The organism is Streptomyces sp. NPDC102270 (assembly GCF_044766405.1).
Lineage (GTDB): Bacteria > Actinomycetota > Actinomycetes > Streptomycetales > Streptomycetaceae > Streptomyces.
Map to the genome: position 1 here is coordinate 137,082 of NZ_JBIWLX010000006.1, position 15,137 is coordinate 152,218.

The following is a 15,137-nucleotide window of genomic DNA, read 5'->3' on the forward strand; positions in this document are numbered from 1 at the left end:
CCCACTGGTTCGTTGGCTCTTGCGTGACTGGTCGGGGGATCGGAGATGCTCCACTCCCCAGTCACCGCCGGGCCGTCATGCGTGAACTGAACCCTGACGCGGTATGTCACCTGCCGCCTCCTGTCTGCTGCGGCCCGTGGATGCCCGGATCTTCGCCCACGCTCGGCAGTGTGCGTGCTGTGGTCGCGGGGGATGCCGGGTAGAGCACGCAGTGACCGAAGCGGGCGCGGTCGGCGACGGCTTCGATCGCAAGGGGCTTGTCGTCCGCGTTGGCGAGGGTGAGCTGCCGGGTGGCGTTGGCCGCGGGCTGCAGGGGCGTCGGCGCGCAGCGCGAGGGTGCGTACCCGGGCGCGTTGCAGTCCGAGGGATTCGTGCACCGCGTACGCGGCGCGGGCCAGGAGCGCGGTATCGAGTCAGGCGCTGCCGGTGGCCGTCGATCAGACGGGCTACAGTCACTCGTCTCGGTCGGGCGGGGGGTGATGTTGGCGGTGGGCTTGATCCGCTTTGACGGATATCTGACTGAACCTCGGGGGCTGGGAGACGGCCTGAATCGCCTTGCTGAGTGTGGGTTGACGACGCGTGACCGCGCTGGATTCTGCGTGGTGGGCCAGGTGACACGCGTGCATTGGAAGGTCGCGCGGTCCCAGTTCTCGCTGGCGTGGGGTTGGGAACCGCGGTGGTCATGTTCCGATGGCCGTCCTGGCATGGCGGGTGGCCCCTGGTCTTCCCCCTTCGAAGGCCGGGGGCTATCGACGTCCGCGGTCTGCTCTCGGATGAAGCGGCCTCTCCCGGGGTGGAGGGGTGACACCGATCGGTGATACGGCTGACCGGCGTCGGCGGCGTGGGAGAGTGGTGCTCAGGGCGGTGTCTGCGGGCCCGGTGGCCTCTAGGTGGCACTGCTGACCGTCAATGCCAACACGATCAGTCGTGGTGGGCCTGGTGGGCGGCTGTCCTGACAGGGCGAACACGGCCTAGGCTCGGCGCGTGGATCCCCTCGCGCTCGCCTGTGCCGTCGTCTCCGTCACGGTCCTGCTGTACGGGGCGCCCGTCGTGCGCGACCACCTGCGTGCGCGGCTCCCTGCCGCACCCGTCGACCCCTACCGTGCGGCCGCCGGTCGCTGGTTGACGGAGGACGACATCCAGGCGGCCGCCGCCCAGCTCCTGCTGGACGGCCTGGTCACCATCAACCATCGCGGCAATCTGGCACTGACCGAGTCCGGCGCGGACGTGGCGCGTACCGCCGGGCACCCCCTGCCAGACGCCCTGCTCGCTGCGCTGCGCCGACGTTCCGCCTCCACGACGCTCGGCATCATCGCCTTCCACGACCCCGTCTTCCGCGCCGCCCACGCCGAGTTCCACGGGGTGGTGCGCGCCCGCCGGGCACGCACCACCCGGAGTTGTCTGGCGGCCATCGGGGTGCTGCTTCTCACCGGGGAGCTCGCATTTGTGGGCGCGGCGCTGGTCGACCGCCTGCCCCAGGGGCCCGCGCAGTGGGCCGCGACCGCGGCCACCGGCCTCGCCTCGCTGGCACAGTTCGGCTTCCTGGGGCGCTACGGCGGCAGGCCCGGCGCGGACAGCCGCCGCGTCGCGGCCTCCGAACCCTACGTCCCGCCCGCCCTGCATCCAGCTCTCGTGGAACTGTCCGAGAAGGCCCCGGAGGCCGCAGCCCGGCTGCGTGCAGGACGGTTGCGCACGACCCGTCGCCGCAACCGGGGACGCCGACGACGCCGTGGGCGCGGAACGGCCACCGCGCGGATCGACTAGGGCGCGTATCGAGTCGTGTTCAATCTGCGGGATTCGCTCTCGCGGCGGGTCTGGTCCGGTAGATCTTCTTGCGTGACGCTCATCCGGGGCGCCTATTGATCACTGCCCTGTCACGACCTATGGGCGGGCGTAAGACCGAGTCATGACCTCCATGTTGTGGCCGTCCGGGGCGTCGAAGTAGGCGCCGCGACCACCGAACAGATCGTTGATCCGGCCAGGCTCGGTGTGGCCGGGGTCGGCGTAGTAGGTGACCCCGACCGCCTCCAGCCGGGCGATTACAGTGTCGAACTGCTCGTCAGGGATGAGGAAGGCGTAGTGCTGTGACTGGATCAGCTCGTTCCTCTTCTCGCAGTAGTCGAGCGTCACGCCGTTGCCGAGGTCGACGGGCAGGAACGGCCCGAACGGGGCGCCGACCTTCAAGCCCAGGACCACGGAGAGGAACTCGGCAGACAGGTACCGGTCGCTTGCGTAGACGGCAGTGTGGTTCAGCTGGACGACAGCCGTCGGCAGCTCGGATTCATGCGGGTACTGCTGGTCATGGGACATCAGTGGTGTATCTCCGGTCTTGGGATCCGCTGGAACGAGGGCGCCGGATGCGGGCGCCGGGAGCGAAGACTCGAAGAAGGGGGCGGGCCTCTTGCCCGCCTCGGGCTCACGCCGAGGCCGGGAACCTCACTCGTGCGTGGCCCATGGCCGACCCGGCAGTCACCCGACCGACCTTAGCGATCACCGCAGGCGGGGACAACACCATTCATCGGCCACGCTCCGGCCGCAATCCGGGCCGCCGATCGAATCCGGCGCGGCACGGTCACGATTGGAGGCAGACAGCGAGGACAGCGGCGGCGAGGGGACCAAGGCATACGCATCCGCCCTCGTCACAGCGGGTCGGCAGGACGCTGCTGATCACGACTCAATACGCGCCCTAGAACACCGGCGTACCGTCGCGCGTGAGCCTCCAGTCCACCGACGCGAAGTCCTTCGGATCCAGCACACCCTTCGCGGTCACCCACTCCGCGATCCGCGTCCGGATCTCCGTCGACTCCGACCACACCTCGGTGGCGGAGGCCACATGCGGGAACGCCCCGCCGCCGTTCGCCCGGTAGTTGTTCACCGCGAACACGAACTTCTGAGCGTCGTCCAGCGCCGCACCGTTGTACGTCAGGTTCTTGATCCGCGAACCAGCCGCCTGCGCGATGTCGATCTCGTACTGGAGGCCCGACACGTAGTCGTAGTTGTAGTCCGGCCGATTGCCCGCGTTCGTCAGCTTCTCCACGTCCACGACCGCACCCGCCGCCGTCTGCACGAAGTACTCCGCCGAGTACTCCAGGTACGCCCTGAGCTGCGCACCCGTCAGCAGCTTCGCCACCAGCGTGTTGTCGTACACGTACAGACTCGACAGATCCCGGATCGTCACCTTGCCCGCCGGGATCTCCGAGGTCCGCGAGAACGGCGACGCCTGCGCGATCACGGGCAGCGAGGCGTACTCCGTACCCGCCAACGCCGCCCTGACCACGTCCTCCTGCACCTTCGTGATCAGGTCGATGATCGGAGCGTCCTTGTAGCGCGCCTCGACCGTCGTCAGCGTCTGCGTCGCCGTACCGACCACCTGGTTGACGTACTTCACGACCACGTCATGGTCGGCCTTCAACAGCTTGGTGATCTTCGGATCGTCCGCGACCGAGTTCGAGTTGAGCACCTTCGACGAGACCGACTCGACGGCCCAGCGCCCCTTCTCGAAGACCAGCTCGATGTCGAACAACGACAGCCGCTCCGCATACGCCAACGGCTCCGACAGTACGACCGTCTTCCCGGTCTTCGCGTTGGTGACCTTCAGCTCCGGAATCTCCACATGCGCATGCCCCACCAGAATCGCGTCGATCCCCGGCACCTGCTGCGCCACCAACGCCGCCGAGTTCTCCACGTACGGCAGCTGATCACCGTACGACGACGTCCCCGACGAACCCGAGTGCGCCGACACGACCACCACGTCCGCACCCATCGACCGCAGCTTCGGCACCCACTTCGCCGCCTGCTCCTCAAGCCCCGGGAACGTCAACTTCCCCTGGACGTAAGCCTTGTCCCAGATCGCGATACCCGGGTTCGTCAGCCCGAGCACCGCGACCTTCACCGGCGGCGCACCCTTCACGTGGAACTTCTTGATGAAGTACGGCGGGAAAGCCGGCTTCAGCGTCTTCGCGTCCAGCGCGTTCGCGCCAAGGAGCGGAAAGTCGCACTGCTCCTCGAACTTCCGCAGCGTCTCGATGCCGTAGTTGAACTCGTGGTTGCCCAGCGCCACCGCGTCGTACCCGATCGCGTTCATGGCCGCGGCCATCGGATGGACGGGACCACCCTTCGCGGTGATCGGGTCGACCTTCGCGTAGTAATACGTCAGCGGCGTTCCCTGGATCGTGTCGCCCGCGTCCAGCAGCAGCGTGTTGCAGCGGCCCTTCTCCGCACGGACCTGGTTCACCAGCGTCGAGATCCGCGACAGACCCTGCGCGTTGCCCGCCGCGTCCTTGTACTCCGCGTCCTTGAAGTAGTCCCAGTTGAAGACATGACCATGCAGATCGGTGGTGCCCATCACCGTCAGCGAGTACCGCTTCACACGCCCCTTCCCGGCCTCCGCGGCCTGGGCGGCCGGAGCGCCCACGGCACCGGCCAGGGCGACCCCCGCACCGGTCACGGCGGACTTCTCCAGGAACTTCCTGCGGTTCAAGGCCATCTCTTGATCTCCTCGGGGAACGGTCAACAACGCGCGTAGATTCTGACCCGGCCATGCCGAACGGCAACAGACCCCACAGGTTTCGATCTGATGACCCCACCCGTGAAAACTGACACAGTGGGGCGTTATGGCCACCGACTCCGTCCCCTACGGCACCCCCGACGCACCCCGCATCGCCGTCCGCGGCGAAGCCCACCTCGAAGTCGACCCCGAGATCGCCCGCCTCGGCATCACCGTCGCCGCCCGCGGCAAGGACCGCCGCACCGCCCTCGACGACCTCACCCGCCGCAACGCGAACGTCCTCGACCTGCTGAAGAGCTACGGAGACGCAGTCGAACACCTGGAAACCGGCTCCTTCTCGGTCACCCCGGAACTCAAGGAACACGGCCGCAGCGAACGCGTCCACGCCTACCACGGCCACGTCCACATCACCGCGGAACTCACCGACTTCACCGCACTGGGCGAACTGACGACCCGGCTGGCCGACCTCGACTTGACGACGGTCGACGGCCCCTGGTGGGCCCTGCGGCGCGACTCGCCGGCCCACCGGGAGGCCCGCCAGCAGGCGGTACGGGAAGCGGTCCAGCGGGCCAGGGAGTACGCGGAGGCCCTGGGCACCACACTGGCCGCCCTGGTCGAACTGGCCGACACCGGCGCCGAGGACCCCGAACCACGCTTCGTGGGCAAGGCGAGCCGCGCCCGCTCCATGGCCTACGAGGCCGCGGGGGACACCTCCGCCGCCCCGCTCGACCTCGAACCCCAGCGCCAGCACGTCCGCGCCCAGGTCACCGCACGCTTCACCATGGCACCACCGAGACTGTGAACGACCGCCGGCATGCGCAGACGAAATGCTCATCAGAGCGGGGTGGCGCACACTTCAACACTTGTCAACAGCCCTTCACCCAAAGGATGTTGAGCCGACATTCCTCCCCAATTCCCTACCCGCCGGTAAGGTCTAGGGTCGAAACATGCGCCGAGCAAAAATCGTCTGCACCCTGGGACCCGCCACCCACTCGTACGACCAGATCAAAGCCCTGGTCGACGCCGGAATGGACGTAGCCCGCTTCAACCTCAGCCACGGCAGCTACGCCGAACACGAGGAGCGGTACCACCACGTCCGCAAGGCCTCCGACGAAACCGGCCGCAGCGTCGGCCTGCTCGCCGACCTTCAAGGCCCGAAGATCCGGCTCGGCCACTTCACCGAAGGCCCCGTACTCCTCGAACGCGGCGATACCTTCACCATCACGGTGGAAGAGGGCGCGCAGGGAGACCAGCGGTCCTGCGGGACGACGTACAGCGGGCTCGCCGCGGATGTCACTGTGGGTGAACGCATCCTCGTCGACGACGGCAAGGTCTGCCTGGAAGTCACGTCCGTGGAAGGCCCCCGCGTCCACACCAGGGTGATCGAGGGCGGCATGGTCTCCGACCACAAGGGCCTGAACCTCCCCGGCGTCGCGGTCTCGGTCCCGGCGCTGTCGGAGAAGGACCAGGAAGACCTCCGCTGGGCCCTGCGCATGGGCTTCGACGTGATCGCTTTGTCCTTCGTCCGGTCGGGCCGTGACATCGTGGGCGTCCACCGGATCATGGACGAGTCGGGACGCCGGCTCCCGGTCATCGCCAAGGTGGAGAAACCGCAGGCGGTCGACGCCATCGACGACATCGTGGCTGCCTTCGACGGCATCATGGTCGCCCGCGGCGACCTGGGCGTCGAGATGCCGCTGGAGCAGGTCCCCCTCGTCCAGAAGCGAGCGATCAAACTGGCCAAGCGGAACGCCAAGCCGGTGATCGTGGCCACTCAGATGCTCGACTCGATGATCGAGAACTCCCGTCCGACGAGGGCTGAGGCATCGGACGTCGCGAACGCGATCATCGACGGCACGGACGCGGTGATGCTGTCGGGCGAGACGAGCGTCGGCAAGTACGCGGTCGAGACGGTTCGGACGATGGCGAAGATCGTCGCTGCGGCGGAGGAGGACATCCTCGCGAAGGGGCTGCCGCCGCTGACGGAACGGAACAAGCCGCGGACGCAAGGGGGCGCTGTCGCCCGGGCGGCGGCGGAGATGGGCGACTTCCTGGGCGCGAAGTTCCTGGTCGCGTTCACGCAGAGCGGCGACACGGTTCGGCGGTTGTCGCGGTACCGGTCCCCGATCCCACTGCTCGCCTTCACCCCGGAACCGGCGACTCGGTCTCAGCTGAGCCTGACGTGGGGCGTGGAGACGTTCCTCGGCCCGCATGTCGAGTCCACGGACGCGATGGTGGACCAGGTGGACGAGCTGTTGCTGCGGTACGGCCGCTGCGAGAAGGGCGACGTGGTCGTGATCACGGCCGGCTCGCCGCCCGGGGTGTCAGGGTCGACGAACCTGGTCCGGGTGCACCACATCGGCGAGGACGACAGTCCGAAGTAGTCGTGGTCAGTGCTTGGGGCCTACGTGGGTGTCCATGAGGGCTACTGAGGCTTTGCGGGCGATCGAGATGTTGTGCTTGTTCGACTGCTTCCAGTCGACGCCCACCTTGTCGAGGGTGTCGGTGAAGAGCCGGATGATGTCGCCCGACAGGTTGGTGAAGAAGTACCGGGGGTATTCGTAGCGCTTCTGTTCACCGGCCACGAGGCGCGTCGTCCAGTTGGTGATGCGGCACCCGTCGGAGTGGATGAGGCCGCGGATGAAATCCCAAGGGTGAGCGTCGACGATGTCCTGCTGCCAGGACGCGAGTGCGATGGTGCGCTCATGTTTCTTGCCGGGGCCGTGCTGGGGGAACAGGCTTGGCCAGTGTGGGGAATAGCTGGTCACCATCCTGTAGCCGTCATTTTGCACGGCGTAGACACCGATACCCGGGCACACTTTGGTGATCGCTTCTCGGCACTCCTGGATGAGGCCCGGCCAGGCGTCGGCGCACGCGATGCGGAGGTAGTAGCCGCTGCCGCGCGGGTGCGCGCTGATACAGCCGTCGCCCAGGTAGGGGCCCAGCAGGTAGGCGTAGGCATGGTCATCAGCAGGCGGCCCAGGATCCGGGGTTGCCATACGGGGTGAGGGCTCAAGGCGCTGCTGCCAGGACCGGATTGCAGCGCGGGAGATGCCTGTTTGCCGACTGACCGAGTTGAGGCTGCGCCCCTGTGCAATCAGCGCGAGGGCTCGCTTGCGTGTGCTGACGTCGTACATGCGGCCACTCTGTGCGAGTGATCGCGAAGACACGCAGCAAAAAGCGGATGTTCACGAGAACGTGGACATCCGCTTTTGAGTGGCGACCTTGGAATCTAAGGAAAAGTGCCCCGAGTCGGATTCGAACCGACGCTGGATGGGTTTTGAATCCATGGCCTCTACCGCTGGGCTACCGGGGCCCCTTCGATACGAAGGTCGGCGGTCACCCGCCTTGCCCCCACCATACCGCAGCTAGGTACGCTCTTGGGAGCAGCACCCCTGCCCTGAACGAGGAGCCCCCGTGACCGCCCCCGAGTCGCCCCAGCCCGTAGACGCGCCCGACGACGACAAGTCGCACGTGCCTCCGCTGACGACCCGTGTCGTCATTGCCGAGGACGAGGCCCTGATCCGGCTCGACCTCAAAGAGATGCTGGAGGAAGAGGGCTACAGCGTCGTAGGCGAGGCCGGTGACGGTGAGCAGGCCGTCGAACTCGCCCGTGAGCACAAGCCGGACCTGGTCATCCTCGACGTGAAGATGCCCAAGCTGGACGGTATCTCCGCGGCCGAGAAGATCGCCGAGGAGCGGATCGCCCCGGTGCTGATGCTCACCGCCTTCTCGCAGCGGGACCTCGTCGAGCGGGCGAGGGACGCCGGTGCGATGGCGTACCTCGTGAAGCCGTTCAGCAAGAGTGATGTCGTGCCGGCGATCGAGATGGCCGTCTCGCGGTTCACGGAGCTGAGGGAGCTGGAGAACGAGGTCGCGGACCTCACCCTGCGCCTGGAGACCCGCAAGCTGGTCGACCGTGCGAAGTCGATCCTGCAGACGTCGTACGGGTTGACTGAGCCCGCCGCGTTCCGGTGGATTCAGAAGACGTCGATGGACCGGCGCATGTCGATGCAGCAGGTCGCCGAGGCTGTCATTCAGGACGCGGACGAGAAGAAGGCCAACAAGGGCTGACCTCGTTCGGCACAGACGAAGGCCCGCGTCCCCAGCAGGGGGCGCGGGCCTTGTCGTAGAGCCGGAGATCAGTCTTCGCCGAGGTACGCCTTGCGGACGGACTCGTCGTGCAGCAGGTCCTGGCCGGTGCCGGACAGGACGATGTTGCCGACCTCCATGACGTGTCCCTGGTCGGCCAGCGACAGGGCGGCCTGCGCGTTCTGCTCGACCAGAAGGATCGTCGTGCCCTGGGACTTCAGCTCGACGATGGTCGACATGATCTTCTGCATCATGATCGGCGACAGCCCCATCGAGGGCTCGTCCAGCATGAGGAGCTTCGGCTGGGACATGAGTGCGCGGCCCATCGCGAGCATCTGCTGTTCGCCGCCGGACAGGGTGCCTGCCGCCTGGTTGCGGCGTTCGCCGAGGATCGGGAAGAGCTCGTAGGCGCGCTGTATGTCCTTTTCGATGCCCTCTTTGTCCTTCCTGAGGAAGGCTCCGAGCTGGAGGTTCTCGAAGATCGTCAGGCGGGGGAAGATGTGCCGGCCTTCGGGGGAGTGGGCGAGTCCGAAGGAGACGATCTTGTGGGCGGGGACGCCGCTGAGGGGTTTGCCGTCGAAGAGGACCTTGCCGGAGGTGGGCTTCAGGAGACCGGAGAGTGTCCTGAGGGTGGTCGTCTTGCCGGCGCCGTTGGTGCCGATGAGGGTGACGACCTGGCCGGCTTCGACGCTGAAGGAGATGCCTTTGACGGCTTCGATCTTGCCGTAGGAGACCCGGAGGTCCTCGACTTCGAGGAGTGCGGTCACTGGCCTTCTCCCTTGGTGCTGGTGGTGCTCTGCGCTTCGGCCGCGCCGGGGTCGCCGTCGAAGGGTTCGCCGAGGTAGGCGGCGATGACGCGTTCGTCGGCCTGGACGACTTCGGAGGTGCCTTCGACGAGTTTCTCGCCTTGGACGAGGACGGCGACGCGGTCGGAGAGGTTGAAGACGAAGCGCATGTCGTGCTCGATGAGGAGGACGGCGACGCCCATGTCGCGGATGGCGAAGACGAGCTCTTCGGTGGCTCGCGTCTCCTGGGGGTTCATGCCGGCCGTGGGTTCGTCGAGGAGGAGCAGGCCGGGCTCGGAGGCCAGGGCTCGCGCGATCTCCAGCTTGCGCTGTTCGCCGTAGGGGAGGTTGCGGGCGAGGTGGTCGCGCTTGCCGGCGAGGCCGATGAACTCCAGGAGTTCCATGGCGCGTTCCTCGCTGGCCTTCTCCGCCCTCTTGAAGCCGGGACCGCGCAGCAGTGCCGACCAGAGGCCTTCCTTTGTCCGCGTGTGGCCGCCTACGAGGACGTTCTCGAGGACCGTCATGTTGGCGAAGAGGCGGATGTTCTGGAAGGTGCGGGCGATGCCGGCCTTGGTCACCAGGTGGGGCTTGGGGGGAAGGACGGTCCCCTTGTAGGAGACCGAGCCTTCGGTGGGGACGTAGAGGCCGGTGAGGCAGTTGAAGAAGGTGGTCTTGCCGGCGCCGTTGGGGCCGATGAGGCCGACGATCTCGCCGGCGTTGACGGTGAAGTCGACCGAGCGGACGGCGGTGAGGCCGCCGAAGCGCATGGTGACGTTGCGGGCTTCGAGTACAGGTGTCGTCATGGTGCTCAGGCCCCCGTCTTGGTGACGGCGGCGGGTTCGCCGGTCAGGGTTGTGGTTTCTGGTACGTCGAGTTGGCCGGTCTCGTGGAATTCGAGCTGGCGGCGGCGGTTGGCGATGATGCCTTCGGGGCGGAAGCGCATCAGCAGGATGAGGGCGATGCCGAAGGCGAGCAGTGACTTGTCCTGGAGGAAGACGAGCTTCTCCGGGAGGAGGTACAGGAGTGCCGCGCCGAGGATGGGGCCCGCGACCGTGCCCATGCCGCCGAGGACGACCGCGGCGAGGAGGAAGGCGGAGTTGGGGGGTGTCGAGCCCGCGAACTGGTACGGCGTCGGGACGACGCTGTAGGTGACGTGGGCGCTGACGGTGCCGGCGAGGCCGGCGAGGGTGGCGCCGAGGGCGAAGGCGATGAGTTTGACGCGGAAGCCGTTGATGCCCATGGCGGTGGCGGCGGTCTCGTCCTCGCGGATGGCGATCCAGGAGCGGCCGATGCGGGAGTCGGCGGCGCGGGTGTAGACCAGGACCACGATGGCCATGATCAGCACCATGAGGAGGTAGTAGTTGGCGAAGCGGCCGAGGGTGAAGCCGGCGATGTCGTGCGCTTGGCCGAGGTTGAACCCGAGGAGGTTGAGGTCGGGGATGGCGGGGATGCCGTTGGGCCCGTTGGTGATGTCGGGGCCGGACTGGCCGTCCATGTTGTTGACGGAGATGCGGAAGATCTCTCCGAAGCCGAGGGTGACGATGGCGAGGTAGTCGCCGCGCAGTCGCAGGGTGGGGGCGCCGATGAGGACGCCGAAGACGAGCGATGCGGCGGCGCCGGTGAGGGCGGCGGCCCAGAAGGGGAAGTGGACGCCGGAGAAGCGGGAGAACTCGGAGCCGGAGACGAGGGCGGCGGTGTAGGCGCCGACGCCGAGGAAGGCGACGTATCCGAGGTCGAGGAGGCCGGCGAGGCCGACGACGATGTTGAGGCCCAGGGCGACGGTCCCGAAGATCAGGATGTTGACGCCGATGTTGGCGTAGTGGTCGTTGGTCTGGGTGAAGGGGAATGCGATGGCGGCGGCGAAGCCCATGGCGAGCGTGAAGCTGCGGTTGCGGGCGACGATGCGGGAGAAGCGGTCGTTGAGGCCGGCGGTGTGCAGGGCCCAGACGGCGAAGACGACGACGATGAGGAAGCCGACGAAGAGTTCGCCGTACTCGGTGTCGATGCCGTAGGTGAAGACGGCCAGGCCGACGATGGTGACGAGGGTGATGATCGCGCGCTCGACCCAGGGGCTGATGGGTGCGGGTGCGGGGATGGCGTCGGGCTTGGCGATGTAGGCCTTGAGGTTGCCCTTGGCGCTCGCGGTGCGGGGTTCGGGCAGGGCGAGGGCGCCGATGACGGGGAGGAGGGAGGCGATGGCCGCGACCCAGCCGCCCGGTTCGAGGTTGGCGAGTCCGCCGAGTTCGACGGCGATCGAGACGATCGTGTACCAGGTGACGCCGAAGCCGCCGAGGGCGGTGAGCACCAGGGGGGCGTTGTTGCGGGCGGGGATCAGCCCGCGGAGGCCGCGGATGTCGTACGCCGCGAGCGCGAACACCGTGATGAGGAGGCCGGCGATGAAGGTCAGCCACTGGAGGCCGCCGGGGTAGCCGCTGATGGTGAGGTCGCCGGGGAACTCGCTGGTCCAGGTCCAGGCGAGGAAGGCGGAGGCGGCGGTGGCGATGCCTCCGGCGAGGAGGAGTGCGCGGGCCGCGGCGAGGGGCAGGGGGACGAGGCCGCGAGTGGTGGTGTCGGTCATCGTGATCACGCCCTGTCCGCTACGCGTTCGCCGAGCAGGCCTTGTGGCCTGACGAGGAGGACGAGGATGAGCAGGCAGAAGGCCCAGACGTCCTTCCAGGAGCCGCCGCCGAAGAGGTGCATGCCGGGGATGTCGTCGATGTAGGCGGAGGCGAGGGTCTCGGCGACGCCGAGGACGAGGCCGCCGAGCATCGCGCCGTAGATGTTGCCGATACCGCCGAGGACGGCGGCGGTGAAGGCCTTGAGGCCCATCAGGAAGCCCATGCGGTAGTCGATGCTGCCGTATTTCATGCCGTAGGCGACGGCGGCGACGGCGGCGAAGAAGCCGCCGATGGCGAAGGCGATCACGATGATGCGGTTGGTGTCGATGCCCATGAGCTGCGCGGTGTCCGGGTCCTGCGCGGTGGCCTGCATGGCGCGGCCGGTGCGGGACTTGCGCACGAAGAAGGCGAGCGCGGACATGCAGACGATGGCCGCCCCGACGAGGAAGATGTCGGAGTCCTTGATGGTGACGGAGCCGATGTCGTGGGTGGCGTCGAGGCCGGGGAAGGCGACGGCGCGGTCGGCGTGGGGGTAGAAGTTGCGGACGACTTCCTGGAGGGCCAGGGAGAGACCGATCGCGGTGATGAGCGGTGCGAGCCGTGGGGCTCCGCGCAGGGGCCGGTAGGCGAACCGTTCCGCTCCGACGGCGATGAGGATCGCGACGATGCCGCCGCCGATCAGCATCAGGGGCACTGCGAGGGCCATCGAGGTGCCGTCGGGCAGGATGTAGAAGTAGACCGTGAAGGCGCCGAAGGCGCCCGTCATGAAGATCTCGCCGTGCGCGAAGTTGATGAGCTGGACGATGCCGTACACCATCGTGTAGCCGATGGCGATGAGCCCGTACATCGAGCCTAGAAGCAGCCCGTTGGCCAGCTGCTGCGGCAGGGTGTTCACCGCGTGGCCTCCATTGTCGCTGGTGGTCGTGTGCACGTTTGGCGTGCTGGGGTGGGGTGTGGCAAGGGCCGCGCGGTCGGGGTCCCCTCCCGCGCGGCCCGTGTGGTGGTGCTGTGTGCTGCTGGGGCCTGGACTAGCCGAGGTCGGCGGTGCCGGTCTTCACAGCCTTCCACGCGCCCTTGGTGACCTGGTAGACGGTGAGCTGCTTGTTGGTGGTGTCGCCGTACTGGTCGAAGGCGACCTTGCCGGAGATGCCTTCGAAGTCGGACTTCTGGACGCCGTCGACGACGGAGGAGCGCAGGGCGTTGACGTCGCTGGGGACCTTGCCGCCGTTGGCGTCGATGGCGGCCTTCACGGCCTTGATGATGGCGGTGGTGGCGTCGTAGGAGTACGCGCCGTAGGCGCCGTAGTCACCCTTGTAGCCCTTGGACTTGTACGTCTCGATGAACGTCTTGGCGGCGGGCAGGGTGTCGGCGGGGACACCGACGGCCGTGGCGAGGTCGCCCTCGGAGGCCGCGCCCGCGGTCTCGATGTAGGTGGAGGCGAACATGCCGTCGCCGCCGAACAGCGGGATCTTGACGCCGGCGCCCTTGAGCTGCTTGGTGATCAGCGAGGACTCGTCGTACTGGCCGCCGTAGTAGAGCAGGTCGGCCTTGGCGTTCTTGACCTTGGTGACGAGGGAGCCGAAGTCCTTGTCGCCGGTGTTGATGTGGTCGGTGCCGACGACGGTGCCGCCGAGCTTCTTGAACTGCTCGTTGAAGATCTTCGCGAGGCCGGCGCCGTAGGTCTGCTTGTCGTCGACGACGAAGACCTTCTTCTTCTTGAGGCCGTTGTACGCGTAGTCGGCGGCGAAGCTGCCCTGGAGCTCGTCGGTGGTGGCGGTGCGGAAGTACGTCTTGTACGGCCGCTTCTTGTCCGTCTGCCAGTTCTTGCCCTGGGTCAGCTCGGGGTTGGTGTTCGAGGGGGAGATCTGGACCATGTTGGCCGAGGCGAACACCTGCTGCATCGTCTGGGCGACGCCGGAGTTCAGCGGGCCGACGGCGCCGACGGCGGTCTTGTCGCCGGTGATGGTGGTGGCGTTCGACTGGCCGGTGGCCGGCTGCGCCTTGTCGTCGTAGGCCTTCAGTTTGAAGGTGACGCCGGGGACGAGCTTGTTCTTGTTCGCGTCGTCGACGGCGATCTGGGCGCCGTACTGGATGCCGAGACCGGTGGTGGAGTTCTCACCGGAGAGCGGGGCGTCCACGCCGATGGTGAGGGTGGTGCCACCCCCGTTGTTGCTGTCGCCGCCCTTGCTGTCACGGGAGCCGCAGGCGGTGAGTGTGAGAGCCCCCGTCGCCATGACGGAGGTCAGGATCACCATGGAACGTCGCACAATCATTCCTTTCCGCAGGCTCGCGCGCCCTGATGGGTGCGGCTGGTGCCCGCGCTTTACCGAACTCCCGATGGAGCGGTGACTGGCCGTGACTCTAAGCCCGGTTTGCAGGCAGGGGCATCGCTGTGTGCGGGCTTGTGACTTTCTTGTTATGACGTGATGGATGCCGGGCTTCCGCCGAGGGGACTCTCAGCCGGTTTGGCGCGTTATCCCCTCGGTCCGCATTTTGAGAACCTGCACTTCCGGTTGGCCGTCCGGGCTGTGGCGCCGGTGTCGTGGCGCAGACGCCCCGGAGAAGCCGGAAAAGGTCGTGGGAGTATGCCCGGCCGCAGATGAAACTGTGATGCTGTATTGCGCGCGTGTTACGGAGCGTTACGTCAAGAAAGGGTAGGTCGGCATTCAGGGGCAGACCCGAACAGTCGGAAACCGCTATCTCCACGGTGACGCGGCGGGTCGTGCCGGGGTGCACGGTGAAGGCGGCGCCTGTGACCTGGAGGGTGACGGGGGGCCCGCTGTGGACGTCGACGGTGAAGCGGAAGCGGGCGCTGGTGGGGTGGGTGCCGGAGGGTTGGGGGAGTCCGGCGGGCCCCACCTAGCGCCAGGTGGTGACGTTGGCGGGCCAGGGGACGGGGGCGTCGGGGAGTTCGGCGCGGTGCTCGTCGGCCAGGACGCGGGGCAGGAGGATTCCGGCCGCGAGCAGGGTGAGCGCGGCCGTGCCCAGAGCCGTCCGGCGGGCGCGGGGCGAAAGCCTCTGCCACCGCGCTGCCCAGCGGTCCGTCAGGCGTGCCCGATCGGCGCCGATGACGTCGTGACTCTGCCCCGTCTCGGGTGAGTTGACGGGTTCGGCGGGGCCGATGCCGGTCATGAG

General features: G+C 67.5%; 13 protein-coding genes and 1 tRNA gene. 4 read left to right on the plus strand and 10 right to left on the minus strand.

The features are described from left to right. The first annotated feature begins 984 nt into the window (after positions 1–984). Positions 985–1,764 carry a hypothetical protein gene (locus ACIRP7_RS13295; RefSeq protein WP_403657485.1) on the plus strand — a complete coding sequence of 260 codons (780 nt, stop codon included), beginning with the start codon at positions 985–987 and terminating at the stop codon, positions 1,762–1,764. Positions 1,765–1,881: 117 nt separating this feature from the next. Here the strand turns inward: ACIRP7_RS13295 and ACIRP7_RS13300 are convergent, their stop codons facing one another. Next, on the minus strand, positions 1,882–2,310 hold the full coding sequence (locus ACIRP7_RS13300) for a VOC family protein (RefSeq protein ID WP_403657488.1): 429 nt from the start codon (positions 2,308–2,310) through the stop codon (positions 1,882–1,884). Positions 2,311–2,686: 376 nt separating this feature from the next. After that, positions 2,687–4,486 (minus strand): bifunctional metallophosphatase/5'-nucleotidase, encoded by a 1,800-nt coding sequence (locus ACIRP7_RS13305; RefSeq protein ID WP_403657491.1) that lies wholly within the window; start codon positions 4,484–4,486, stop codon positions 2,687–2,689. 127 nt (positions 4,487–4,613) lie between these two features. On the opposite strand from ACIRP7_RS13305, the gene ACIRP7_RS13310 reads away from it, so the two are divergent. Together ACIRP7_RS13310 and pyk are read left to right on the plus strand one after the other, a co-directional pair. Continuing rightward, the gene (locus ACIRP7_RS13310; protein WP_403657494.1) at positions 4,614–5,309 is read left to right on the plus strand and encodes an SIMPL domain-containing protein; all 696 of its coding nucleotides are present in this window, start codon (positions 4,614–4,616) and stop codon (positions 5,307–5,309) included. A 145-nt stretch (positions 5,310–5,454) separates the two neighbouring features. Continuing rightward, positions 5,455–6,891: a pyruvate kinase gene (gene pyk / locus ACIRP7_RS13315; protein WP_403657497.1), complete on the plus strand. Its 1,437-nt coding sequence runs from the start codon at positions 5,455–5,457 to the stop codon at positions 6,889–6,891. A gap of 6 nt (positions 6,892–6,897) precedes the next feature. Here pyk and ACIRP7_RS13320 read toward each other — a convergent pair whose 3' ends face one another. Continuing rightward, positions 6,898–7,644, minus strand: coding sequence for a helix-turn-helix domain-containing protein (locus ACIRP7_RS13320; RefSeq protein WP_403657500.1), 747 nt, complete (start codon positions 7,642–7,644; stop codon positions 6,898–6,900). Positions 7,645–7,750: 106 nt separating this feature from the next. Then, positions 7,751–7,823: transfer RNA gene (locus tag ACIRP7_RS13325), tRNA-Leu, on the minus strand. Between the two features lie 101 nt (positions 7,824–7,924). Here ACIRP7_RS13325 and ACIRP7_RS13330 point away from each other — a divergent pair. Next, the gene (locus ACIRP7_RS13330) at positions 7,925–8,581 is read left to right on the plus strand and encodes an ANTAR domain-containing response regulator (protein ID WP_031041938.1); all 657 of its coding nucleotides are present in this window, start codon (positions 7,925–7,927) and stop codon (positions 8,579–8,581) included. A 68-nt stretch (positions 8,582–8,649) separates the two neighbouring features. On the opposite strand, the gene ACIRP7_RS13335 is transcribed toward ACIRP7_RS13330, so the two are convergent. The 6 genes from ACIRP7_RS13335 to ACIRP7_RS13360 form a co-directional block, all read right to left on the minus strand. Next, positions 8,650–9,366, minus strand: a complete 717-nt coding sequence (locus ACIRP7_RS13335) for an ABC transporter ATP-binding protein (RefSeq protein WP_352382729.1) — start codon at positions 9,364–9,366, stop codon at positions 8,650–8,652. Next, entirely contained in the window at positions 9,363–10,187 is an 825-nt protein-coding gene (locus ACIRP7_RS13340; RefSeq protein ID WP_403657505.1) for an ABC transporter ATP-binding protein, read from the minus strand. Before ACIRP7_RS13340 ends, ACIRP7_RS13335 begins: the two co-directional genes overlap by 4 nt. A 5-nt stretch (positions 10,188–10,192) precedes the next feature. Then, positions 10,193–11,962, minus strand: coding sequence for a branched-chain amino acid ABC transporter permease (locus ACIRP7_RS13345; protein WP_403657508.1), 1,770 nt, complete (start codon positions 11,960–11,962; stop codon positions 10,193–10,195). A gap of 5 nt (positions 11,963–11,967) precedes the next feature. Next, complete coding sequence (locus ACIRP7_RS13350; protein WP_403657511.1) at positions 11,968–12,897, minus strand: branched-chain amino acid ABC transporter permease; 930 nt, start codon at positions 12,895–12,897, stop codon at positions 11,968–11,970. A 133-nt stretch (positions 12,898–13,030) separates the two neighbouring features. Next, positions 13,031–14,257, minus strand: a complete 1,227-nt coding sequence (locus tag ACIRP7_RS13355) for a branched-chain amino acid ABC transporter substrate-binding protein (RefSeq protein ID WP_403658411.1) — start codon at positions 14,255–14,257, stop codon at positions 13,031–13,033. 604 nt (positions 14,258–14,861) lie between these two features. Beyond that, on the minus strand, positions 14,862–15,134 hold the full coding sequence (locus ACIRP7_RS13360; RefSeq protein ID WP_403657514.1) for a hypothetical protein: 273 nt from the start codon (positions 15,132–15,134) through the stop codon (positions 14,862–14,864). Between the last annotated feature and the right edge of the window lie 3 nt (positions 15,135–15,137).

Excerpts from the sequence above, each read along its gene's own strand:
- ACIRP7_RS13300 (WP_403657488.1), bottom strand. The coding sequence starts at position 2,310 with ATGTCCCATGACCAGCAGTACCCGCATGAATCCGAGCTGCCGACGGCT.
- ACIRP7_RS13305 (WP_403657491.1), bottom strand. The coding sequence starts at position 4,486 with ATGGCCTTGAACCGCAGGAAGTTCCTGGAGAAGTCCGCCGTGACCGGT.
- ACIRP7_RS13310 (WP_403657494.1), top strand. The coding sequence starts at position 4,614 with ATGGCCACCGACTCCGTCCCCTACGGCACCCCCGACGCACCCCGCATC.
- pyk (WP_403657497.1), top strand. The coding sequence starts at position 5,455 with ATGCGCCGAGCAAAAATCGTCTGCACCCTGGGACCCGCCACCCACTCG.
- ACIRP7_RS13320 (WP_403657500.1), bottom strand. The coding sequence starts at position 7,644 with ATGTACGACGTCAGCACACGCAAGCGAGCCCTCGCGCTGATTGCACAG.
- ACIRP7_RS13340 (WP_403657505.1), bottom strand. The coding sequence starts at position 10,187 with ATGACGACACCTGTACTCGAAGCCCGCAACGTCACCATGCGCTTCGGC.
- ACIRP7_RS13345 (WP_403657508.1), bottom strand. The coding sequence starts at position 11,962 with ATGACCGACACCACCACTCGCGGCCTCGTCCCCCTGCCCCTCGCCGCG.
- ACIRP7_RS13355 (WP_403658411.1), bottom strand. The coding sequence starts at position 14,257 with ATGGTGATCCTGACCTCCGTCATGGCGACGGGGGCTCTCACACTCACC.
- ACIRP7_RS13360 (WP_403657514.1), bottom strand. The coding sequence starts at position 15,134 with ATGACCGGCATCGGCCCCGCCGAACCCGTCAACTCACCCGAGACGGGG.